This window comes from Mogibacterium timidum ATCC 33093 (assembly GCF_000525775.1).
GTDB lineage: Bacteria > Bacillota > Clostridia > Peptostreptococcales > Anaerovoracaceae > Mogibacterium > Mogibacterium timidum.
Map to the genome: position 1 here is coordinate 46802 of NZ_JALU01000029.1, position 21801 is coordinate 68602.

Consider the following 21801-nt stretch of genomic DNA (forward strand, 5'->3'; position numbering starts at 1 on the left):
GAAGGGAATTTTTGACGTGATAGAATTCAGACACCTGTTTAGTGAAATTAAAGATAGTCGGGGGATGTGTGTGTTTAGAAGGAAAATTGTTGCTTATGCAGTTTCTATGGCTTTAGGAATTATATCAGCAGACGTACTGATTAACAGACGTAAAATCATTATTAGCCTTGTCATTGTCGCTGTAGTTATGTTTTCTCTATGGGCTGTAGCTCGAATCAGACGTGGACTTGAGAGCAGAGGTTGCAGCAGCACAATAAACAGAGAGATGATTATCTGCGCGATAGTATTTGCGATGGGGATGTTAAATCTTTCGATAAATCATGTCTATCAGAAACCAATAACATCTTGCAAATTAGAAAAACACAATGCAATAGAGGGTCAAGCAATCAGGTATAAGGAAGATGATAAAGGAATAATCATTGATGTTGAGACGGATACTCTTGGACGCAGAACCGTTATAAGATGCCGGAAATGGCAGTCTTCAGAAAAGGCGGGTGATAGAGGGGATTCAGTAAATAGGAAACGGGGAGGTGCAATTAGGTGCACAGAGACTGCGAGTCGGAATTTATATGGCAGGAAAGTCAGGGTTGAAGGGCAAATAGAAATACCTGAAACAGCGAGAAATCCCGGATGCTTTGATTATAGGAGATATCTGCAGACAAAGAGAATCACACATATGATGAAGGCTTCGCGTATAAAGGTATTTCAAGATAGGGATAAAGCCATAGTGTGGAAAGCCAGGCGTCGATTGCAGGTTATCAAAGAGAGCTTTGCGCGGGAAGCCTCCGGTGGCAAAGAAAGCGTATATGGATTTATAAAAGGTGTGACATACGGTGACACTGGCGATATCGATAATGACACAATAAAGGAATTTAGAGAAAATACCACCGCTCATGTGTTGGCAGTCAGCGGCCTGCATGTAGGCGTTATATATGGGATGCTTAGGCTGATGGCAATGGGGCGACATGGAGGTATTGTAGGAATTGTAACTATAATTGTAATGCTGGGCTACGGAGAGGTGACAGCCTGGAACGTATCGACGACAAGAGCCGTTCTATTAACGTGCACTGCTATATTGGCATTCTATCTGAAGAGACCATTTGACCTGTCAGCTGCTCTGGCTACATCGTTTATAGCCTTGCTCATATACAATCCGTATCTGTTGTTCGGAGCCGGCTTTCAGATGTCTTTTCTGGCAGTTGCCGGTATTGCATTTCTGTGTGATCCACTTGGCAGATTAATAGGCAAATCTGCCGGATTTATTCTTTCGATTCAGCTGGTTATGGTGCCATACACTGTGTATACATTCAACAAGATCAATCCGATTGGGTTCCTTGTAAATATTCCTATCGTCGGACTTATCAGCTTGCTGGTACCGTTCGCAATAGGTGGTTTAATAGTGTTTTTATTTACCGGCAGTGCGGGGTTTATCATCAAAAGCGTGATGTATTATCTTATCAGAATCGTACTGAAGCTAAACCACCTGTTGAATATGAATGGATGCTTTTCGTATTCGGCTAGATCGCATAAGGTTGCTATAGTGCTTGTAGCGTATGCGGTGCTGTTCTTCGTATGCTCCGAATTTGGAATTGTCATGATTCTGCGCAGGAAATACAGGACATTAGCAGTATGTATGATGTTGATTACTCTTGTTTCGGTTGCAGTCGGCTTTGCATATAGAAATCCCTTTTTAAATGATGAGATTGTATTTGTAGATGTTGGGCAAGGTGATGGAATACATATTAGGACTGATAGATATGACATGCTGATAGACGGCGGCGGTGATATAAAGAAGAATATCGGAGAGAAGGTCCTTAAAGAGTACTTCCTGAAAAACGGTATTAATGACCTTGATATGAGTCTCTTTACGCACATGCACACAGATCACTGCAAAGGGGCAATGGAACTCGGTGAGGTTTTTCCTGTAAAAAAATATGTTATCCCATATCCGTACAGAAACGAGGTATCGGGAGGTGGCGTGAAGATGATTGGCTTTAGAGATAAAATACAGCTGTCAAAAGAGGTATGGATTGAAGCAATATGGCCTATGGATGATAGAACCGCTAAAAGCGGAGACGATGATAATGAACTCAATACTGTGTACATAGTGCATTACGATGGTGTCAAGGTGATGATAACGGGCGACCTTGTTGAGCAGGATGAGCTCGATATGGTAAAATACTATAATTCTTCCGATGTGTTAAAGTGCGACATACTTAAGGTTGCACATCATGGAAGCCGATATAGTTCAACTGAAGATTTTATCAGCGCTGTGAGCCCTAAAATTGCAGTAATCCAAGTGGGAAAGCACAATACTTACGGACATCCGAATCCGGGGATAATCAGACGTCTCCGTAGACATGGAGCAGCGGTGTGCAGGAACGATAAGCAGGGCGCTATAGGTATAGATATCAATAGAGATAGAATTAGAATTGACAGGATGATAGAAGATGTCATTTAAAGAGTTTAACAACGACCTCAAGAACGGAATACTTGGTAACGCCATATTTATGTACGGAGAGGAAGGATTTCTAACCGATTGGGCATTAAAGACTGTAATCGATAGAATTTCTACCCCTGAGGACAGAAAATATGTGGTAACAGACTTTGATGGAGAGCGGGTAACAGCTCAGGAAATCGTTGAAACTGCAAATACCATGACGATGTTTGCCGGCACACGAGTGTTAACGGTCAAAAATTATTCACCTTTAATCAAAAAGAGTGTGGTCTCCGAGACTGCTACGATTCTGGAGTATTTGAGTTGCCCGAACCCGGCTACGATAATTGTATTTTCCCTTGATAGAGGACACAGCCCGGGGAAGCGTGACAAGCTAAATGCCTTTGCAACTAAGGTTGCGACTGCATGTAGGACTTATAATTTTGAAAGACTGAGCACTGCAGAGTTGAAGTCGTTTGTGAACAAGAGAATCAGAGCCGCCGGAAAGCTAATCGGAGCTCGCGATATGGATTATCTAGTGGATATAACCGGATATCTCAACAATGATAGCGAATATGATTTGTATAGGATGGAGTCTGATCTGACCAAGCTGGTCAATGCTTCAGATGAAGATACGATATCTCGCCAGCTAATTGAGGAAATTATGATAGGCGATAAGGACAGGTTCGTATTTAACTTTATCGATTATCTGCTGGATGGTAAAAAGAATATGGCGATGCAGCTGCTGGTCAACACCGTTGCTGCCGGAGACAATTCGAGGTCGAGAGGCAATGTTTTTTCTTTAGCGTCTATGCTCGTCGGACAATTTGAGCTTATGTACGACTCTTTGGAGCTGGATGAAGAAGGCATGTCCGTTAAGGCTATGGCCAAGAGATTGGGAGTCAACGAGTACAGGCTTAAGAAGGCGTATTCGGCAGCCGTTGAGATTGGCAAAGCCAAGATAAAGAATTCCCTGCTGGCCCTATATGATACCGACAGATTGCTCAAATCAGGAGAGCTGGACAAGACCACATCGCTGGAGCTATTCGTCTTCAACTGGTAGTATGAGCATAATATGAGCCTGAGTTTGCCCTTGTGAGATATGCCGACCATCATCATGTCCCTGATAGTATGAACATAATATGAGCCTAAGCTGATATGCGAAATGTAGAAAGCCTGAGTTTGTGTGCTTGATAAAACGCCGACTCGCTTTTTTCTTTTATTACACAGTGATCTGTTATTCGGTCTTGACAGCTGCGATCAGTTCACGTGCTGCCTCGATCGCATTACTGCTGTCAGGAGCTCCGCTAATTAGCCTTGCCAGCATCTCCAGCTTGCCGTTATCGTTTAGATGTTCGATGACGGTGTGTGATTTTCCATCAGATATCTTCTTATCGATTGAGAAGTTATCATCACCTGATGCGGCTATCTGCGGCAGGTGTGTGATGCAGACAATCTGTCTGTGCTTGGCTATCTCGCTTAGCTTGTGACCGACAACAAGTGCAGTCTTGCCGCTGATTCCGGTATCAATCTCGTCAAAAATCATGGTTTCGACACTATCGTTGCTGCCGAAGATATGCTTGAAAGCCAGCATTATTCTGGAGATTTCTCCACCGGATGCAATCTTGGACATAGGTCTGAGAGGGTCTCCCGGGTTAGTTGATATGAGGAATTCGACACCGTCATAGCCTAATTCGGTAATTTCGTCAAGGCGAGTGATCTCAATTCTAAAATCGGAATTAGCAAAGGCCAGGTCATTTAGCTCACGTAGCATTTCCCGTTCCAAGGCTTCAGCGTTAGACCTTCGCAGTCTGCTTACTACATTAGCCTGAGTCTCAAGATTACGGTATCTGCTATCGATTAGCTCCGCCACCCGTTCTTTTTCGCTGTCCAGATTGTGGATGACGCCGAGCTTGTTATCTAACTCTTCTTTATACTCGATCATCTCTTCGATAGACATGTTGTATTTTCGTTTAGCATCTTCAAGCACGCTAAGCCTTGAGGAGACGCTATCGATCTCTTCCTCGGAGAAGTTGATAGACTCGCCGGTAGTCCTCAAGGTAGAAGAGAGGTCTTCCAAATTATAATAAAGTTCAGTGAAGTTGCTTGAGAGCTCACCGAGCTCTTCACTATATGAAGCTACGCCCTGAAGCTGATGCATGCATGAACCCAGCAGGCTGAGAACCGACGGATCCTCGGTCAACCTGCTGTATGATCCCACAACCGCTTCATATATGCGCTCGCTGTTGCGCATGAGGTCTAGCTGTTCTCGAAGCTCTTCATCCTCGCCTGGTGTCAGGTCAAGCTTGTCGATGTAGTCAAATTCAAATTGGTAGAAGTCCTGCTGCCTGCGAGATTCCGACTCGCTGTGCAGCAGCTTGTCGTATTCACGTCTAACCTCATGGTAGCTTCTGTAAAGCTCAGCCAGCTTGATCAACTCTCCGGAAATGGTCCCATGCCTGTAGCTGTCGGTTATAAGGATGTGGTTCTCCGGATCGAGAATCTGCTGGTTGTCATACTGTCCGTGGATGTCGACAAAATCCTTGCAGAAATCACGAAGCTTGGCAAGCGAAACTATCTCGCCATTGAGCTTAGCAACACTTTTGCCGCTCTTGAGCAGCTCGCGTGAGATTATTACGTCATCATCGCCGATATGGCCGGTCACTTGGATGAGAGCTTTGTCCGAACCGTTTCTAATCATCGAAATATCAGCACGACCACCGAGGGCTGTGCTGATAGCCTGTACCAGAACAGATTTACCCGAACCTGTCTCACCGGTGATAATGTTGAGCGAAGATCCGAGATCAAAGGACATATATGCAATTGTCGCAAAGTTAGTTATTTCAACACGATCTAGCATCAATTTACCTCTGTGCCTCGCATTTATGCTCTAAGAGCAATCATATTCTCGAAGCCGTCCAAAATTTCCTTAACGTTATCCTCGTGATCCACGATTATCAGCAATGTATTATCTCCTGCGACTGAACCGACAACATGGTCGAGTCCCAGACAGTCTATGGCTTCGGCAGCGGCGTTGCCACAGCCGGATAGTGTCTTGACGACGATCAGATTCTGTGCCGAGGCGTAGGATATAATCGTCTCTCTGAAAATCTTGACAAATCTCTCGGATATAGGCTGCTTGTCAAACTTGCCTGAAGTGTATTTGTAGCGATCCTTATCAATCGATACCTTTACAAGCTGAAGCTCCTTGATATCTCTGGAAATAGTTGCCTGGGTGACCTTATAACCTGCTTCTTCCAGCAGATCCTGCAGCTGATCCTGAGTTTCAACCACGTGAGTCTTGATTAGTTCCAGAATCTTGTTTTGTCTTGAGTAACGCATTTTTCCTCCTAAATTGCAATACATGGGTTACACTCAATTTTACAGGCTAATTATAGCATAAACTTACAGCTCAATGTATAAATGCGAAAGATTGATACTGAAGTGGTGCATTTATAGACATAATAGGCGGATTTTGATAAAATATCCGAGGTGATTGATGATGAGAATTTTAGGAATAGACCCAGGTTATGCCATCATGGGATATGGCGTTCTAGATTACAATGGTAATCGCTTTAAGACCGTAGGCTACGGTTCGGTAGAAACTGAAGCCGGACTGCCGATGCCTGAGAGATTGAAGCTGCTCTACGATGGACTGACTGAGATAATTCAGAAATACGAACCGGACGAAGTATCAATAGAGGAGCTTTTTTTTAATAGAAATGTTACAACTGCGATTGGGGTAGGTGAAGCTCGTGGGGTTGCTATGCTCGCATGCGTTGAAGGTGGACTTGTCGTGTCCGAATACACACCTATGCAGATTAAACAGGCACTTGTCGGATACGGTAAGGCGGAGAAGGCTCAGGTGCAGATGATGGTTAAAACTATCCTAAACCTGCCTGAGGTGCCTAAACCGGATGATACAGCCGATGCTGTGGCGGCAGCAATTTGCCACGCGCATTCTAGAAACGCAAGGGGTTTAGGGAGATAACTAATGATTAGAAACATCAAGGGGGAATACCTCTATTACGATAAGGGCGCAATGGTCGTGGAGACCAGGGGCGGTATTGGATTTCGCATATACATCGCAGATACATCGCCACTGCTGCTCCATCAGGAGGGAGATCTTGTAAATATATTTACGTATATGCAGGTTAAAGAAGACGGTATGTCTCTCTATGGCTTTTCTCAGCTTGATTCACTCAATCTCTTTGAACAGCTAATCACTGTAAAGGGAGTTGGCCCCAGGGCCGGACTTGCTATCATGTCGACAGGCTCTGCGGATGAGATAAAATACAATATCATCAATAAGGATGCAAGTGCTATTGCCAGGGCGCAGGGGGTCGGAAAGAAAACAGCTGAAAGAGTAATACTCGAGTTATGCGACAAAGTGGATGCTGTTCCTATGCCGGACATATCAGCACCTGCCGGTGTCAATATACCGAGGCTCGATGCGACGAGAAGAGAGGCTGTCATGGCTCTCACTACGCTTGGTTATTCCAAGGCAGAGGCGGAGGAAGCAATCGGGAATGTATCAGAGGAAGATCTGGAAGTAGAGACTTATATCAAGAAGGCGCTCAAATATCTGCTGTAGCGGCTCGTGAGCATTGCTTTAAATTTTGCGAGTCGGAGGAATAAAACGGCGCTTTACTTATCTTTAATCTGATAATCTGAAATTCACCTAATAGTAAGGATTGGGAAATGCTGGACAATATTACATCTACAAAGGTAATACCTAACGAAATAAACGGAGAATATACCCTCAGACCGCAGTACCTCAGCGAGTACTGCGGGCAGTCTGCGGCGAAGGAGAACCTGTCTATTTACATCGAGGCTGCTAAGATGCGCGGCGAGTCGCTTGACCACGTGCTTTTTTACGGACCTCCGGGGCTTGGAAAGACCACACTTGCCAACATTATTGCAAATGAGCTGGGGGTGGACATTAAGGTGACGTCCGGCCCGGCAATAAGCAGAGCCGGCGACTTAGCTGCAATTCTTACGAATCTCAACGAAAATGATGTGTTGTTTATAGACGAGATTCACAGGCTGAACCGTTCGGTTGAGGAGGTTCTGTATTCGGCTATGGAGGACTTTGCGCTTGATATAATCATAGGTAAGGGTCCTGCTGCAAGATCGCTGCGTATCGACATCGCTAAATTTACGCTAGTCGGAGCGACGACAAGAGCCGGAAGCCTGTCTGCACCATTAAGGGATAGGTTTGGAATAATTACGAAGTTTGAATTCTACACACATGAGGAGATAAGAAATATCCTGCTGCGTTCGGCTAAGGTGCTTGATATTGAGATAGACGACGAGTCCCTTGACGAGCTTGCGAGCAGATCGAGAGGAACTCCTAGAATAGGCAACAGGTTGCTCAAGCGAGTTAGAGATTTCAGCGAGGTGATCAGCGATGGCAGGATTGACATCAAGGTTACATGCAAGGCACTTGATGCGCTCGGTGTGGATGCGCGCGGTCTGGACAAGCTGGACAGACAGATATTGGAGACTATCATCAGGAGCTTTGGCGGAGGCCCGGTTGGAATTGAGACTATCGCAAGCGCAATCGGTGAGGAGAGGGTTACACTCGAGGACGTAAACGAGCCGTTCTTGATTCAATCGGAACTGATGTACAGAACGCAGAAGGGGCGCATGGTCACGAAGCTGGCATACGAGCATATGGGAATGATGTCCTGCTACAAAGAAGATTAAACACGTTGAGGCGCGGCAATTGGGTTGCTTAGCAGTCCAACTGTAATCGCGTCTCACTGATTAAGACCGGAGAATATTGGTATATGAAACTTGAAGATTTTGATTATAACCTACCAAAGGAGCTAATCGCACAGGCACCCTCTCTCAAGCGGGATGAATGTCGTCTGATGGTGCTCAACAGGGCTGCAGATACGATAGAACACAAGCATTTCTACGATATACTCGACTACCTGCATGAGGGCGACTGCTTGGTTGTAAACGATTCGCGAGTTATCCCTGCCAGGCTGTACGGCACCAAGGAGAAGACCGGCGCTCATATAGAGTTTTTGTTGATCAAACGACTCGAGGGTGACAAGTGGGAGAGCCTCGTCAAGCCCGGCAAGCGCCTCAAGGAAGGTGACACGGTAATCCTAGATGATAACAAGCTGTTTAAGGCTCACATACTGGGATTCAAGGATGAGGGTAATGGAACCAGGATCATAGAGTTCGAATACGAAGGTATATTCATGGAACGCTTGGAGGAGATAGGCAGTATGCCGCTTCCGCCATATATTGAGAGGCGTGCCGTGGACGATGACAAGGAGAGGTACCAGACTGTATACAGCAAGATAGACGGGTCGGTGGCCGCTCCGACGGCAGGTCTGCATTTTACAGATGAGCTGCTGGAGAAGGTCAAGGTCAAGGGTATTGAAGTCGCTTCTGTTACGCTTCACGTCGGTATCGGTACGTTTAGACCGGTAAAGGTCGAGAACGTCGAGGACCACAAAATGCACTTTGAGGAATATACGATTAATTCTGAGACTGCTGAGACCATTAATCGTGCGATTCGCGATGGCAGAAGAATCATTTCGGTCGGGACGACTTCGACGAGGACGCTCGAAAGCGCTGCCAAGCAGGTCGACGGAGTGTGGCAGATTGAGAGCGGACACAGGAGCACAGGAATATTCATCTATCCGGGATATGAGTACAAGGTGGTGGATGGTCTAATCACAAATTTCCACCTGCCCAAATCGACACTTATAATGCTCGTTTCGGCATTATACGACAGAGAGCACATACTTAAGGCGTATGAAGAGGCGGTGGGCGAGAATTACAAGTTCTTTAGCTACGGCGACGCTATGTTTATCAGATAGGAGGTGCAGATGAAGGAGTCACTGAGCTTTGAGCTGCTTAAGAGAGATTATCGCACGCGTGCCAGGCGCGGCAGGATTACTACTCCGCACGGCACTATTGAAACACCTGTATTCATGCCGGTAGGTACTCAGGCCACAGTTAAGGCCATGAAGCCGGAAGATGTCGAGAAGACGGGTGCAGAAATCATCCTAGGAAATACATATCACCTATATCTGAGACCCGGTGAGGAAATAATTCGTGAGGCCGGCGGTCTGCATAAATTCATGAACTGGCACAGGCCAATTCTGACGGACAGCGGCGGTTTTCAGGTGTTTTCGCTCGGCAAGTTTCGCAAGATAACCGAGGAGGGTGCAAAGTTTAAATCGTATATAGACGGTTCATCTCACATGATGACACCTGAAAGTTCGGTTGAGGTACAGAGGGCACTCGGTTCGGATATCATTATGGCGTTTGACGAATGTGTCGCTTATCCGGCTGAGAGAAAATATGTCGAGAGATCTTTGGCGCGCACGACCAGATGGCTGAAGCGCTGCGACGACCATCACAGAAGACTTGAGACAAAGGCTGCTACTGAGTCCGGATCTGATACTATGAAGCAGGCACTGTTCGGAATCATGCAGGGCGGAATGTACAAGGAGCTGCGTGAGGCCAGTGCCAAGCAGATCACTGAGTTTGATTTGCCGGGATATGCGATAGGCGGTCTTTCAGTAGGCGAGCCTAAGGATATAATGCTGGATGTACTTGATGAATGCACTGATCTGCTGCCTGAGGACAAGCCGAGATATCTGATGGGTGTCGGTACACCGGACTACTTATTTGAAGGTGTGGAGCGCGGTGTAGATATGTTCGATTGTGTTCTGCCTACGAGACTGGCAAGGCACGGTGTAGCGATGACGAGTCGGGGCAATATAAATATCAAGAATGCTGCATTTGCAAGGGATTTCAGGACGTTGGATCATGATTGTGAATGCTATTGCTGTAGTAACTACTCGCGTGCATACCTCAGGCATTTATTCAAGAATGAGGAGATACTGTGCTCAATGCTGCTATCGGAACACAATATTCATTTCTTGGTAAACATGATGAAAAATATCAGAAAGGCGATTGAAGAGGACAGGTTCCTCGAGTATAAGCGGGAATTCTATAACAAATATGGAGAATTTTAAGAAATGTCCTATCTCCGAGTTCTGCGGGGGATGCCTGTATCAGGGTGTACCATACGAACAGCAGCGCGCGGAGAAGGAGAATATTATCAGGGAGCAGCTAGTTAGGCACCAAGTTGATGATTCTGTATTCAGAGGGCTTGTGCCGGCGCTCTCGGAATATAGATATAGGAATAAGATGGAGTATACCTTCGGCGATTTTGAAATCGGCGGAGAACTCACTCTTGGCATGCATAAGAAAAAGCATTTCATGTCGATTGTGACATGTGATGAATGTCAGCTGGTGCCGATGGATTTCAATAGGGTGCTGCGTGCAACACTGGATTTCTGCATTGATAAGGGATATTCGTTCTATCACAAGAAGTCTCATCAGGGTCTACTTAGAAATCTCGTGGTGCGTCACGGTGTAAAGACTCACGAGCTGCTGGTAAATATCGTAACAAGCAGCGAGGATGGCTTTGATGAGGCCGGCTACCTAACGATGCTGCAAGGAATCAAGCTCGACAACAAGCTAGTCGGAGTACTGCGCACATTTAACGACAGTCTGGCAGATGCCGTTATCAACGAGGGAGTTAAGATCCTATACGGTCGTGATTATTACAACGAAGAGATCCTGGAACTCAAGTTCAAGGTGAATGCGTTCTCATTCTTCCAGACTAATATCAAGGCAGTAGAGAGGCTGTACAGCGAAGCACTTGCGCTGATTCCTGATCCGGATGCCAAGATTGTGTACGATCTGTACTGCGGAACGGGTACAATCTCGCAGCTTATGGCATCCAAGGCCAAGAAGGTGTATGGAATTGAAATAGTGCAGGATTCTATCGATGCAGCTATCGATAACGCCAAAATGAACGGAATCGATAATTGTCATTTCATCTGCGGTGATGTAAAGGCCAAGCTGGATGAGGTGACAGAGAAGCCGGACATGATAGTTGTAGATCCGCCTCGCATGGGAATGCACGACAAGGTCGTGGAGATGTTGGCAAGCTACGGCATAGAGCAAATTCTGTACATATCTTGCAATCCCAATACAATGGCAATGAACCTGGAGAAGTTCGCAGAACTGGGGTATAAGCCGAGGGTGATTAAGGCGTATGATAATTTCGCGAAGACGAAGCATGTGGAGTCGGTAACACTACTTTCACGAACTACTCTGTAGCTCGTGAAAGTTGATGTACCACCCACGCAAAGCACGCCAAAGAAAACGAGTGAAGCGAAGTTTGATTTGTTGCGGGCTACTGCGGAGGCATAATACTAAAAACTAGTATCAGAAACGCAAACTAAAAGATGGTACTGTCCACGCGACAGCTGTCCAAGAGCTAGGAACAAGGCGACGTGGCGATTGGAGACAGCGAACCGAGGAGGCCACAGCCTTTCTGTCGAAATAAAAGTTTAAAACTATATATAGGATTGAAACCATGGGATTACTAGTAAGTGGATAATTTGCTGGAATCCCTTTTTAAAAAGTTGCCAGGAGAGCAAAATGTGTAATATTGATTTGGAAAAATACCGTGATAGAATTGCTCTAGCATATGAAACAAGTGCCTTCACAGAAGGTATACGACCAGTGCCTGAGGCTGAGATAAAAAAGTTTGAAGCAAATTACGGCTCTATACCATCAGAGTACCGATGGCTACTACTTAACCTAGGAGGTTGTTATTTGGCAGAACCATGGATTTTTGACTTGAAGGAGCTAGAGGGAAACTATACATACTTTGAAGAGGCATATGAGGAGTATATGAGCGAATGTAAACACGGTCCAACGTTTCCTATTGGAGGTTTAGGAGATGGAAGCATAGTATTTATAGACCTTGAAAGTGGTAAAGTTCGTGGATATAACAATGACTATGCTGACCTTGAGGAAGTTGCAGAAAGCTTTTCGGAGCTTATTTTAGATTTAGTAGAACAGGTAGAAAGCTTTTCTTTACATAATATATGATAAAAGGGGTATGTATAAAATATGCATTCTTGACAAAAATGATAGATACCTTAAATTTAAAATAGAGGTGAGATAATTAGGCACCATATAGTTTTAGAAAGGAAATTTGCAGGTTTAAATTTATGACATTATTAAAAATCATTTTAATAGCACTTGGTGCAACTTTTTCGATATTCGGTTACTTAATCTACTTTAAGAAAAAGTACAATCTTATTAATGACTTTGAAGCTAACCACAAAGCTGGTAGGAAAACAGAATCTTATGCCAGGAAAGTTGGCTTGATTGAATTACTGCTTGGAATAGCTATGTTGTTGGTTGGCTTCTATTTGATTATTGCTACGCGAGGTACTTGAATTTGTTAGTCTGCTTCTTTATTGAAGAACGATGAAACATATTCCGTTGCAATATCGTAAGGACTTACTGAAGTAAATTCACAGTATTCAAATTTACATTGCAATTTATAATTCGATTTTGTGAGGAATAAGATGGATTTTATATACGATAGAAACAGTAATATCATTTTCAGCCTTCACGACAGTAAAGTAAATGAGATTAAATTTCATAATAAAAGATTGACATTAAAGCTCAATAAAATTTTTCAATATACAGAGGGCGAGGAGAGATCGTATTCGGGTGAGGTATTTTTTGAAAATTGCGATATAGATCTGTGCAATGTACTAATCTTTAATAAAACTTTAGGGGAAGGTCGTTTTAGCGGAAAGGCTATTGAATTACACCAATTTATGGATGACTATACAAACTCAGAGTTTGAAATAATCACTGAAGGATATTTTGGTAACACCACTACATACACAGGCTGGCTTTAGGAAGATGGAAAGAGCCCAGTATCCGCAATTATCTATATTTGGAATAGCGGAGATATGGTATATAGAACTGAGTAATAAATCCTTCACAACTGCTAAAAAATAAATAAGAGGTAATATTCGTTATGGCAATAGATGGTGTGAAAATTATAGATAGCGATACAGGGTATGATATCTATAACTATGTTATCGGGAGCTATAAGGACGGGGTGAGTGTAGATAAAATCGTCGAAACCATGCTAGCTGAAGAAAAAGACTCTTGCATCGATGATTTTTATTCCGAAATTTACTGGACGGCGCTTGCTTATTCGCTATGGAAAATAGGACACCTGCCAGATGATGTAAAAGAGAAAACAATCGGAATCATCAAAAAAGGAGCGGATGAATTCTGGCTTGAAATAGACGGCAAGGCCTTAAAGCAAAGGCAAAAGAACCTGGATAAATTAGCAATACAATTAGAAAACGAAAATCCAAAGCCAATCAAAGTACCAAAGTCAAAGACTACAAGAAAACCCTACTTTCAAACAGGAGATGTTCTTGCGATAAAATTTGATGATGAGTATGGTGTTTGCTTTGTGTCCTCGGTGGATGAAGGACCAAGAAAAATAGAATACCACTTGGCATGTACACGATTACTGCAAAAAGAAAAACCTAGTATAGATGATTTTATAAACAGTGAAATTGCGTGTGGAAAACAGAATACATCATACTGCCTGAAGACAGACTGTTGGTTCAATCATAAAGAGCTAGGATTGATTATAGACAGATTTGAGAAGATTGGTCGAGTGGAATTGGAAGATTATGTATTAGGAATTCTCTCGCCTGCTTCCACATTGGAAGACATTTATAGTAAAATTTCCATAGACAAAAAGACTTCGAATCTTAAATTTAAAGATACATGGGAACTGATAAGGGGTTTTGAGGTTGATGAGATATAATTGAGTACTTGAAACAACGATAATAACTAGTTTTATTATATTTTAGAACATTTGGAAGGAACAAGATAAATGGGCGATAAACCAACATACGTTGTCTTTGATGATGTTCTCAGAGATAAAAGCTTAAGAAAATATCTTGATATATGCATCAAGGAAATACATGAGGGAAAAGTTCGCTTGTCCCGCACAAGAGCAAAAGCAGGCTATCCTTCATGGCCATGCTTTAGAGTAGAAGGCAAAGAAATTTTAGTAGCTGCAGTTCTGGAATATTACTTGTACGATCTACAATGTTCAGGCTTTATAAGCAAAAGTGCGGAAGAATTTACGGATAAGATGAGAACTCTATGCGGCTGGCACTGGGATGTTGACAGAGTGCTAAAGAACTGGATAGATAAGGTCGTAATAAATCCGTTTTTCTACGATGCAAGCGACAGTAAATATGAGCATAAGTGGGTGTTAAAACCGGAGAATCCGGGATATGCTCTATCTGAGGAGCATCTTAAGTTTGCATGCTTTATTGCAGTGTGTTTCACCAAATACGGACACAGCTTTGATAAGAGTTTTACTAAAGAAATCTTTGATTTAGTCACGGCACTTGGAAGTAAACTTCCGGCGCAGATAAAGAAAAACGGCAGCGAATCAATACCAAAAGAAATCGCAGAACGCAAGACGGAAGATTTTTCCTGCATTGCAAATGACGCCTTTGCCACTATAAAAATATCGGTAAAAAATGAGTCTGAGGAAAGCTATAGCAAAATTTTGGATTACTTGTGCGACTTGCTGGGGTTCGGATTTTCTCACAGCTATGCTATCGAGTTCAAAGGGCAAAGCAAAGTATATCTTCCAATCAAAAAGCTTCCAAAGAAAGGTGTAAACCGGCTCTTTGCTAACGCAATTCTTTACCCTAAGCTCCATGATAAAATTGAGCGATATGCTAAATTAGCGATGAATGAGTTTGAGTGGTATCTAAATCTGGATGGCGAATATTGTGCAATGCCGGGATCCTTTGCTGTATTTGCATTAGGAATATACGATGAAAAATATCACGAGCTTGTATGCGATTATTTAGCCCTTTGTGACGGGGAACATCAAAGCATTCAAGGCGAATTTGTTCTTGCTTATATAGAAAAGTTTGGCTTCACAGAAAAAGGTCTTGAATTATATAAGCTGTGTGAGGAAAACATACAGGAACTACCAAAGAAGTTGGTTTCCTTATATAAAAAATCCGCGAGGTAATTATGAATAAAAGTAATGAAGTAATCAAGGAATTTTTGGTAAATCCACAAAATACAGAATACAGATCAGCTTTGGGAAAACTGAATTAAACAGGTACTTTATCAAAGTTGCACCTGAAATTAAAATGTTCAATCTGCAGTATGACGTGGTTGAGTATTCAAAGCTCAAAAAACTAAATCCCGACGAATCGTTTTTTACTATAATCTCTTATCTTGAAATAGAGAAGCGAGGAAAACGCTTAACAGAGCAAAGATACAAGGGAGAAATAGAGCTAAAGGAATATACTATGATCGGGTGCGTAGGTGGTGAGGATTGGCAGTGGGAAGCTTTACAAGCAATCATACAACGCCGATAGATAGCAAATCTTTAAATGCAAAAAAATGGCTCGAAATAATGTTTAAGCATGGATAGGGGGTAAACGAATATGGGAACCTGGAGCGCAACAATATTTGGCAACGATACGTCTCTTGATATCAAAGATGAGTTTTATGAAAGATATAATCGCGGAGAAGAGCCAAATAATATCAAGAGTGAGTTATCTTTAGATATCGATGACGATGATAGATTTAACGTGATGTTTGCCCTGGCACACTGCCTGTGGGAAGTAGGACATTTAGACAATGGGTTTTTGTCTGATATAAAGAAAGCTATCGAATCTAAAGAGGACTTGGCTATTGCTGAAGAACTTGGTGCTGATGAAAATTTTCTAAAGAAGCGAGCTGCGTATTTAGAGAAATTCTTGGAGAAAATCAGTGTAAAAAAAGAGAAACCGAAGAAGAGGGTTGCTCCGCCTGTTCCTGTGGAGAGTAAATACAAGAATGGTGCTGTGATGATATTTCAGTATGAAGACGGTTTATATGGCGCATTAATAGCGGTAGAAGGACGGTTTTGTGACAAGGAAACCTACTATCATTACCTACAAACTGATATCAGGACATCATCTAAGCCGACAATTAAAGATGTGAAAAAAGCTAGGATTATCGATCCAAGTTTTCATAGTGCAGAATATAATTCTTTTCGTGATCCAGCATACTACTATTCCTTTGCATACTGTATTTCAGGGTATCTAAAGAATCTTGCTACTAAGAGATTTGAAAAGTATAACGATAGTGTTTTTGATATTATTGGGTATCTGGCTGACTGGGGCTATTGCTGTAGCGGTTGCTACGATGCTTTTGATTTTTACAGACAAAAGACAAGTGACGAATTTAGATTGAGTGTCACTAAGGAATTGAGCAAAAGGTTTGACGAAAACCCGGATGTTCGCACAAGCATGAGTGTTGGTGAAATAGATCTGGAACTCAGAAATTCTAGGAGATAATTCTCCATCTAAAAAAGGGTGGAAATAATGGGCAGTTATCGGAAAGGAGAAAGCTATGCCGGAAGAGAAAAATCGTTTGAAGTTTAAAGCCATGAAATGCGCTACTTGTTCAGCACCTGTTTATTATGATACTGCGAAAAATGGATTTTTTTGTTTGTACTGCAGAAAGCTAATGCCTTATGAAGGCGATGATGGCGTTGAGGAAACGTCCTTTCATCTCGATCACATCCCAGTTACTGTTGAAAATGAGCACTATTGCCTTGAGCATCTTGGTGATAGTCGTGACATGAGTTATGGAAAAGGGTGGAAGGCAGATAGGAACTGGCAATATATTATCAAACAAAAGTATCTCGATCACCAAAAAAGGCAAAACTATAGCACAAGAGAACTCCTGATTTATAGTTGTCCTATGTGTGGTGCACAGGTCGAAGCTTTTGCTTCCCAAAATATTTGGCATTGTGATTACTGTCGCAATAAGTTTATTAAAGACGAGGTACTGCAATCAAAAGACTACAAATCATACGAAGTAATTGATAATGGCGATAAGTTACTCCCGCATTTCGCTATCCCATTTTCAGTTTCCAGAGAAGAAGCAAAGCGTGTTATTTTACGGTTTGCCGCCTTAAGACCGAATGCTTTTAAGGAGCAGAATCTTGAAAAAAGAGTCGATGAGCTTTGGCAATTTTATGTGCCGTTTAGAATTAGCGATTCAAGTTTATTGGTCGAAGTTGAGAACGAAAAAGGCACCACTTTGCTTCTGCAGGATTGTATAAACCTGGTCACTCCGATTACTAACGATCACAATCAGCACATGTTGAATGATATCGGTCCATGGGACTTGTCAGCAATTGCTCCATTCTCCGCAAAGTTTGCGGAAGGTGATATCGGCTTTGATGAAACTTATAAGGCGGATAGCTCGCCGGCCTTATTTATCAGGGAGAATACATTAAAACCGGAAATTGTCACGGCATTCAAGAAATTGTATCCTTCAAAAAGTTATCGCATAAATTGGATAAGAGAAGAAATAAGAACAGTCAAAACGGTCATGCTACCGATTTATTTTCTTGATAAGATGAACGACGGAATTAAAGTTTACTTTATGGTTAATGGACAGACTGGTGCCGTTTGTGCGTTAGGTCGAGGGCAGATGGAAGGAAGGGAAACATTGTTTGCTCCTGGGAACGCAGATACAAACGGCTTTCGAGAGACGACATTAAAATCAGGTTGGCAGCCGGTGATCGAACAAGAACCGAAAATTTACAAACGTGTTTCAGCGGATGAAGCTTTTAGAAAAAAAGGGTTATTAAAACGATTATTTGAAAAGAAATAATTATTGCTAAATGAAAAGAAAAGAAAGTTGATGTGCAAGCAATAACTGAAGATTGTACACATTGTATTTAACTTCGTCAGCTCTGCCCCAATAGTCAGATGACGAATATCCATATCTTCTACAACTCTCAGCATGTTGAGATTGTAGTATGTTTCTTTGCCCGAAGTACAATTGTTAGTTCATTTGGACGTTGAAAAACGGGTAAGAAGACAAATATTTGACATGACACAATCAATCATATACAACCAAATAAGATGTGCAGATATAATTTAAACTTATAATTTGAAACTTAAAAACAGCCTTGAAAACTTATAATTAAGTTCACATCATTATGCACAGCAATATTAAGTTGATTTATGGGACTTATAAATTTTCGTTTATAAAATTTATAATAAGGGAATTAGAGATTAATCGTTAGAAATGATAGGAGAAAGGAAGGAACATTGGAAACGAAGTTAATGAGAAAAAGTTTAAGCATTACATTGATAATAGTGATGCTTTGTTCGATTGTGTTACAGTTTGGTAATACAGTACATGCAGCAGAAGTGCCGGGCAATGTAATAACAAAGGCGTGGGTTACTGATGCAGATGGAAACGCTTTTAAAGAGGGAGCCATGATCGGTCCATGGCAACCGTTTAGGGTATATGCAGAGTATAAATTGCCGGACAACACGGTAAAGGCAGGAGACACGACAACAATGACCTTGCCAATAGGGTTTAGAACTTCACCACCTGAGAACTTTGAGATAAAGGATGGAGATAATATCATTGCAAAAGGCACCCTGTATAATGAGAAACCCGGGAAAATCGTTCTGACTTATACAAAATACGCAGAAGAACACTCCGGTGTTCACGGTTCATTTTATTTTAATATCAATGTTAATGGTGATGAGCAAAGTGAATCAGGTAAGATTCCGGTAACTCTAACTGTGAATGGAAAAGTAATTCCTGCAGGAGAGGTTAATTTTAAGAAACCACATTGGAAAAACCAAATGTTAAGAAAAGGCGGTTGGATGCTCAATGATAAAACCCGAGGGAAATACGACATAAGAGTTAATGAATCAAACGATATTCTTGTTAATGCTAAGCTCGTAGATACTCTTGAATCTCCCGGCGTAGAATACGTTGAGGATAGTATTAAGGTGCTTCAAGGGAAATGGAAAAATCTTGGATCTACAGAGGTGCTTCAACCCGAAAAAGATGTAACGGCAAAATTTATGAGTGAGAACAGAATTAAATTTGAAGGTAATCGGCTCACTATTGATATTGGGAATCTGCCTGAGGAAGTAGAAACAAGAGGCTTCCAAATTTTATATGAAGTGAAGCTAAAATATGAACCGATAGTGGGTGAAGAAATTCACAACAAGGTGGATCTTACAACCGGAGGAGGTGATTTTCATGAAACCTCTTTTTATAAAATTAGAGAAGCCGGCGGTGTTGGGGAAGGATATGTATACAAGATCCGAGTGAAGAAAACAGGCAAGGATGGTGCAGCACTGGCAGGTGCAGAGTTTGATGTCATCCGTGTGCGTAATAATCAAAAAGTCGGAACTATTAAAAGCGGTTCGGATGGTAAGTGTGAAATCGGTAAGCTGCTTCGGGATACATATAAGCTTGTTGAAACAAAAGCGCCGGAAGGATATATACCGCTCACAGAACCTATCACGATCACACCTGCTGATTTCGGCACAAATAAAATAGCAGAGAGAACAATTGAAAATAAAGAGAATCCTAAAATAAACATCTGCGGTGAAAAGACCTGGGATGATGCAAATAACCAGGATAAAAAACGCCCGAATAAAATAACAGTAATTCTTCATGCTAATGGAAAACCTATTCAGAATCCTGACGTGAGACCTGATGAAAACGGCAAGTGGAAGTACAGCTTCACGGATTTGCCTAAGTACGATAATAAAGGTGAAGAAATTACATACACAGTAAAAGAAGAGCCTGTGAAAGGTTATACATCTAAAGTTGAAGGCTACAACATCACAAATAGCTACAAGCCTGAAGAAACCAGTGTAACAGTAACCAAGAGGTGGGATGATGCAAATAATCAGGACGGGAAGCGTCCAAACAGCATCAAGGTACAGCTTTACGGAAATGATGAAAAGGTAGGCGGTGAAGTAGAACTCACTGACGGAAACTGGACTCATACATGGAATGACCTTCCTGAGAAAAAGGCAGGAAAAACCATAAAATACACCGTAAAAGAGGTAGGAACAGTAGCCGGCTACACCACATCTTATAGTGATGAAAATCATTGCAATATAGTCATCTGTAATAAACATACGCCTGAGAAGACTAAAGTAGAAGGTGAAAAGACATGGAATGATGCAAATGATCAGGATGGAAAGCGTCCTACAAGCATCACCGTAAACCTCCTTGCAAACGGGAAAAAGGTTGCGGAAAAAACGGTAACCAAGGACGATAACTGGAAATACAGCTTTACCGACCTTCCAAAGTATGAGGGAGGACAGGAGATAAAATACACCGTAACAGAAAATGCTGTGCCTGAGTACAACAACGAAGTTACCGGCTACAACATCAAGAATAGCTACACTCCAAAGAAAACATCTGTAACAGTAACCAAGAGATGGGATGATGCTAATAATCAGGATGGAAAGCGTCCAGATACAATTAAAGTACAGCTGTATGGAGACAATGAGAAGGTGGAAGGCGAAGTAGAGCTTAAGAAGACTACCGGCTGGACTCACACATGGAACGATCTTCCTGAGAAAAAGGCAGGAAAGACCATCAAGTACACCGTAAAAGAGGTAGGAACAGTAGAAGGCTATGAGACATCATACAATAATGATAATCATGGCAATATAATCATCTGCAACAAACATGTGCCTGAAAAGACAAAGGTAGAAGGCAAGAAGACCTGGGATGATGCAGAAGATCAGGATGGAAAGAGACCTGAAGAAATTACAATAAACCTACTTAAGAACGGAGCTAAGTTCAAGTCAGTTACAGTAAAACCTGATGCAGACGGAAACTGGAAGTACGAGTTCACTAATCTGGATAAGTATGAGAACGGTAAGGAGATAAAGTATACCGTAACAGAGGATACCGTAAAGGATTACAACTTCAGCAGTGAGGGCTACAACATCAAGAATAGCTATACTCCAAAGGAAACTTCTGTAACAGTAACAAAGAGATGGAACGACAGCAACGATAAGGATAAACTAAGACCTGAAAGTATCAAAGTACAGCTTTATGCAAACGGAGAGAAAAAGGGAGAAGCTGTTGAACTGAAAGCAGACAGTAACTGGAGCTATACGTGGAACAACCTACCTGAGAAGGCAAAGGGAAAGGATATAAAGTATACGGTTAAGGAAGTAGATAAGCTGAAAGGTTATACAGTAAGCGTAGATGATAAGGATCATGGAAACATAATCATTACCAATACGCACACACCTAAGGAGATTACACACCCTAAGACCGGAGACATTAATAAGCTAATCCCATATGCGATGATGCTATTCGCCTCATTAATAGGATTGATGGGAATGATTGTTTCAAGAAGACGAGTAGCAAACTAATAGCTGCAATATAGTCTGAAATAAGAATTCAGAGATACTGAAAGAGTAAAGAGAAAAGCTTCATTAATGAACTGTATCCTGTTTAGCGAACAGTTTGGAAAGTAAAAATATTTTTCCTCCAGATCAAAAGTGGTCTGGAGGTTTTACTTGGTTCTGCTTTAGCTGAGGATTCGCCGAGCGATAGCGAGGTGAATCAATAAACCACCGGCTATGCCGGTGTGA

19 protein-coding genes are annotated in these 21801 nt (G+C 42.2%); 17 read left to right on the forward strand and 2 right to left on the reverse strand.

Annotation, left to right across the window (positions count from 1 at the left end):
• Positions 1 to 70 precede the first annotated feature (70 nt).
• Both HMPREF0581_RS07860 and holA read left to right on the forward strand, forming a co-directional pair.
• Positions 71 to 2461, forward strand: a complete 2391-nt coding sequence (locus HMPREF0581_RS07860) for a DNA internalization-related competence protein ComEC/Rec2 (protein WP_036382073.1) — start codon at positions 71 to 73, stop codon at positions 2459 to 2461.
• Positions 2451 to 3500 (forward strand): DNA polymerase III subunit delta, encoded by a 1050-nt coding sequence (holA, locus tag HMPREF0581_RS07865; RefSeq protein ID WP_036382075.1) that lies wholly within the window; start codon positions 2451 to 2453, stop codon positions 3498 to 3500. Before HMPREF0581_RS07860 ends, holA begins: the two co-directional genes overlap by 11 nt.
• 174 nt (positions 3501 to 3674) lie before the next feature.
• On the opposite strand, the gene recN is transcribed toward holA, so the two are convergent.
• Both recN and HMPREF0581_RS07875 read right to left on the reverse strand, forming a co-directional pair.
• Positions 3675 to 5297 (reverse strand): DNA repair protein RecN, encoded by a 1623-nt coding sequence (gene recN / locus HMPREF0581_RS07870; RefSeq protein WP_036382078.1) that lies wholly within the window; start codon positions 5295 to 5297, stop codon positions 3675 to 3677.
• Between the two features lie 23 nt (positions 5298 to 5320).
• Positions 5321 to 5779, reverse strand: a complete 459-nt coding sequence (locus HMPREF0581_RS07875; RefSeq protein ID WP_009644168.1) for an arginine repressor — start codon at positions 5777 to 5779, stop codon at positions 5321 to 5323.
• A gap of 160 nt (positions 5780 to 5939) precedes the next feature.
• Between HMPREF0581_RS07875 and ruvC the strand changes: the two genes are divergently transcribed.
• From ruvC to HMPREF0581_RS07950, 15 genes are all read left to right on the forward strand, one after another.
• On the forward strand, positions 5940 to 6428 hold the full coding sequence (ruvC, locus tag HMPREF0581_RS07880) for a crossover junction endodeoxyribonuclease RuvC (protein ID WP_009644162.1): 489 nt from the start codon (positions 5940 to 5942) through the stop codon (positions 6426 to 6428).
• A 3-nt stretch (positions 6429 to 6431) separates the two neighbouring features.
• A complete protein-coding gene (gene ruvA / locus HMPREF0581_RS07885; RefSeq protein ID WP_036382080.1) occupies positions 6432 to 7031 on the forward strand; it encodes a Holliday junction branch migration protein RuvA in 600 nt (199 codons plus the stop codon).
• 107 nt (positions 7032 to 7138) lie between these two features.
• Positions 7139 to 8146: a Holliday junction branch migration DNA helicase RuvB gene (ruvB, locus tag HMPREF0581_RS07890; protein ID WP_009644179.1), complete on the forward strand. Its 1008-nt coding sequence runs from the start codon at positions 7139 to 7141 to the stop codon at positions 8144 to 8146.
• A gap of 83 nt (positions 8147 to 8229) precedes the next feature.
• A complete protein-coding gene (gene queA / locus HMPREF0581_RS07895; RefSeq protein ID WP_036382083.1) occupies positions 8230 to 9279 on the forward strand; it encodes a tRNA preQ1(34) S-adenosylmethionine ribosyltransferase-isomerase QueA in 1050 nt (349 codons plus the stop codon).
• A 9-nt stretch (positions 9280 to 9288) separates the two neighbouring features.
• Positions 9289 to 10446: a tRNA guanosine(34) transglycosylase Tgt gene (tgt, locus tag HMPREF0581_RS07900; protein WP_036382086.1), complete on the forward strand. Its 1158-nt coding sequence runs from the start codon at positions 9289 to 9291 to the stop codon at positions 10444 to 10446.
• Entirely contained in the window at positions 10433 to 11602 is a 1170-nt protein-coding gene (rlmD, locus tag HMPREF0581_RS07905; protein WP_051426980.1) for a 23S rRNA (uracil(1939)-C(5))-methyltransferase RlmD, read from the forward strand. The genes tgt and rlmD overlap by 14 nt, the downstream gene beginning before the upstream one ends.
• A gap of 324 nt (positions 11603 to 11926) precedes the next feature.
• A complete protein-coding gene (locus HMPREF0581_RS07910; protein ID WP_036382089.1) occupies positions 11927 to 12382 on the forward strand; it encodes an SMI1/KNR4 family protein in 456 nt (151 codons plus the stop codon).
• A 122-nt stretch (positions 12383 to 12504) separates the two neighbouring features.
• On the forward strand, positions 12505 to 12735 hold the full coding sequence (locus tag HMPREF0581_RS07915) for a DUF3784 domain-containing protein (RefSeq protein WP_036382092.1): 231 nt from the start codon (positions 12505 to 12507) through the stop codon (positions 12733 to 12735).
• Between the two features lie 132 nt (positions 12736 to 12867).
• On the forward strand, positions 12868 to 13209 hold the full coding sequence (locus HMPREF0581_RS07920; protein WP_330371678.1) for a hypothetical protein: 342 nt from the start codon (positions 12868 to 12870) through the stop codon (positions 13207 to 13209).
• Positions 13210 to 13331: 122 nt separating this feature from the next.
• Complete coding sequence (locus HMPREF0581_RS07925; protein ID WP_036382095.1) at positions 13332 to 14144, forward strand: hypothetical protein; 813 nt, start codon at positions 13332 to 13334, stop codon at positions 14142 to 14144.
• A gap of 69 nt (positions 14145 to 14213) precedes the next feature.
• Positions 14214 to 15380: a DUF6138 family protein gene (locus HMPREF0581_RS07930; RefSeq protein WP_036382098.1), complete on the forward strand. Its 1167-nt coding sequence runs from the start codon at positions 14214 to 14216 to the stop codon at positions 15378 to 15380.
• Between the two features lie 124 nt (positions 15381 to 15504).
• Positions 15505 to 15735: a hypothetical protein gene (locus tag HMPREF0581_RS07935; RefSeq protein ID WP_036382101.1), complete on the forward strand. Its 231-nt coding sequence runs from the start codon at positions 15505 to 15507 to the stop codon at positions 15733 to 15735.
• 69 nt (positions 15736 to 15804) lie between these two features.
• Positions 15805 to 16701 carry a hypothetical protein gene (locus HMPREF0581_RS07940; protein ID WP_036382104.1) on the forward strand — a complete coding sequence of 299 codons (897 nt, stop codon included), beginning with the start codon at positions 15805 to 15807 and terminating at the stop codon, positions 16699 to 16701.
• A gap of 55 nt (positions 16702 to 16756) precedes the next feature.
• Positions 16757 to 18031 (forward strand): hypothetical protein, encoded by a 1275-nt coding sequence (locus tag HMPREF0581_RS07945; protein WP_036382107.1) that lies wholly within the window; start codon positions 16757 to 16759, stop codon positions 18029 to 18031.
• A 443-nt stretch (positions 18032 to 18474) separates the two neighbouring features.
• Entirely contained in the window at positions 18475 to 21579 is a 3105-nt protein-coding gene (locus tag HMPREF0581_RS07950) for a Cna B-type domain-containing protein (protein ID WP_169731154.1), read from the forward strand.
• Positions 21580 to 21801: the final 222 nt, after the last annotated feature.

Excerpts from the sequence above, each read along its gene's own strand:
- holA (WP_036382075.1), top strand. The coding sequence starts at position 2,451 with ATGTCATTTAAAGAGTTTAACAACGACCTCAAGAACGGAATACTTGGT.
- recN (WP_036382078.1), bottom strand. The coding sequence starts at position 5,297 with ATGCTAGATCGTGTTGAAATAACTAACTTTGCGACAATTGCATATATG.
- HMPREF0581_RS07875 (WP_009644168.1), bottom strand. The coding sequence starts at position 5,779 with ATGCGTTACTCAAGACAAAACAAGATTCTGGAACTAATCAAGACTCAC.
- ruvC (WP_009644162.1), top strand. The coding sequence starts at position 5,940 with ATGAGAATTTTAGGAATAGACCCAGGTTATGCCATCATGGGATATGGC.
- ruvA (WP_036382080.1), top strand. The coding sequence starts at position 6,432 with ATGATTAGAAACATCAAGGGGGAATACCTCTATTACGATAAGGGCGCA.
- ruvB (WP_009644179.1), top strand. The coding sequence starts at position 7,139 with ATGCTGGACAATATTACATCTACAAAGGTAATACCTAACGAAATAAAC.
- queA (WP_036382083.1), top strand. The coding sequence starts at position 8,230 with ATGAAACTTGAAGATTTTGATTATAACCTACCAAAGGAGCTAATCGCA.
- tgt (WP_036382086.1), top strand. The coding sequence starts at position 9,289 with ATGAAGGAGTCACTGAGCTTTGAGCTGCTTAAGAGAGATTATCGCACG.
- rlmD (WP_051426980.1), top strand. The coding sequence starts at position 10,433 with ATGGAGAATTTTAAGAAATGTCCTATCTCCGAGTTCTGCGGGGGATGC.
- HMPREF0581_RS07910 (WP_036382089.1), top strand. The coding sequence starts at position 11,927 with ATGTGTAATATTGATTTGGAAAAATACCGTGATAGAATTGCTCTAGCA.
- HMPREF0581_RS07915 (WP_036382092.1), top strand. The coding sequence starts at position 12,505 with ATGACATTATTAAAAATCATTTTAATAGCACTTGGTGCAACTTTTTCG.
- HMPREF0581_RS07920 (WP_330371678.1), top strand. The coding sequence starts at position 12,868 with ATGGATTTTATATACGATAGAAACAGTAATATCATTTTCAGCCTTCAC.
- HMPREF0581_RS07925 (WP_036382095.1), top strand. The coding sequence starts at position 13,332 with ATGGCAATAGATGGTGTGAAAATTATAGATAGCGATACAGGGTATGAT.
- HMPREF0581_RS07930 (WP_036382098.1), top strand. The coding sequence starts at position 14,214 with ATGGGCGATAAACCAACATACGTTGTCTTTGATGATGTTCTCAGAGAT.
- HMPREF0581_RS07935 (WP_036382101.1), top strand. The coding sequence starts at position 15,505 with ATGTTCAATCTGCAGTATGACGTGGTTGAGTATTCAAAGCTCAAAAAA.
- HMPREF0581_RS07940 (WP_036382104.1), top strand. The coding sequence starts at position 15,805 with ATGGGAACCTGGAGCGCAACAATATTTGGCAACGATACGTCTCTTGAT.
- HMPREF0581_RS07945 (WP_036382107.1), top strand. The coding sequence starts at position 16,757 with ATGCCGGAAGAGAAAAATCGTTTGAAGTTTAAAGCCATGAAATGCGCT.